We start from the raw sequence: 973 nt of genomic DNA, 5'->3' as shown, positions 1-973 counted from the left end.
CCGTGCTACACCCCATCCGGCGAGCCCTACTGGACGCCTCCGGGCGAGCCCTGCTGAGCGAACCGGCGCGGCGCGCACTTTTCCGAAGGCGGCCTAGCGCGGGGTGAGCAACCGCTCAACGTATTTCGCGATCACGTCGACTTCGAGGTTGACCTGCGTGCCGACCGGGGCGCGGCCCAGCGTGGTCAGCTCGCGGGTGGTAGGGATCAGCGAAACCTCGAACCAGTCGGCGCCGAGCCCGGAGACCGTCAATGAAATGCCGTCGACGGTGATCGATCCCTTCTCGACGACGTAGCGGGCCACCGCCGCGGGGATCTCGATCCGCACCACTTCCCAGTGCTCGGACGGCGCCCGGCTCACCACCTGCCCGGTCCCGTCCACGTGCCCCTGCACGATGTGCCCGCCGAGCCGGCTGTTGACCGCCGCGGCGCGCTCCAGGTTGACCGGGCTGCCCACCTGCAGGGAGCCCAGGTTGGACCGGTTGAGGGTTTCCGCCATCACGTCGGCGGTGAATTGGCCGTCCGGCAGCAGCTCGACGACGGTCAGGCAGACGCCGTTGACGGCGATCGAGTCGCCGTGCCCGGCGTCGGAGGTCACGACCGGTCCGCGGATGGTGAGCCGGGCGCCGTCCGAGCACTGGGAAGTGGTGCGGATCGAGATCCCCGCGGCGGTGGCCCGCTACGTCGTCGAGAAGGGATCGATCACCGTCGACGGCATTTCATTGACGGTCTCCGGGCTCGGCGCCGACTGGTTCGAGGTTTCGCTGATCCCTACCACCCGCGAGCTGACCACGCTGGGCCGCGCCCCGGTCGGCACGCAGGTCAACCTCGAAGTCGACGTGATCGCGAAATACGTTGAGCGGTTGCTCACCCCGCGCTAGGCCGCCTTCGGAAAAGTGCGCGCCGCGCCGGTTCGCTCAGCAGGGCTCGCCCGGAGGCGTCCAGTAGGGCTCGCCGGATGGGGTGTAGCACGG

Annotated in this window: 2 protein-coding genes; one reads left to right on the top strand and one right to left on the bottom strand. The window is 69.5% G+C overall.

Annotated elements, in window-relative coordinates; genetic code table 11:
- Positions 1-93: 93 nt before the first annotated feature.
- The gene (locus A5711_RS12215; protein WP_067946772.1) at positions 94-660 is read right to left on the bottom strand and encodes a riboflavin synthase; all 567 of its coding nucleotides are present in this window, start codon (positions 658-660) and stop codon (positions 94-96) included.
- On the opposite strand from A5711_RS12215, the gene A5711_RS12210 reads away from it, so the two are divergent.
- Positions 614-880, top strand: coding sequence for a hypothetical protein (locus A5711_RS12210; protein ID WP_369829932.1), 267 nt, complete (start codon positions 614-616; stop codon positions 878-880). The genes A5711_RS12215 and A5711_RS12210 overlap by 47 nt on opposite strands.
- The last annotated feature ends 93 nt before the right edge of the window (positions 881-973 follow it).

Source organism: Mycobacterium sp. E2238, from assembly GCF_001672665.1.
GTDB lineage: Bacteria > Actinomycetota > Actinomycetes > Mycobacteriales > Mycobacteriaceae > Mycobacterium.
The sequence above is the reverse complement of the archived record's forward strand: the minus strand, read 5'-3'. Positions and strand labels throughout refer to the sequence as shown.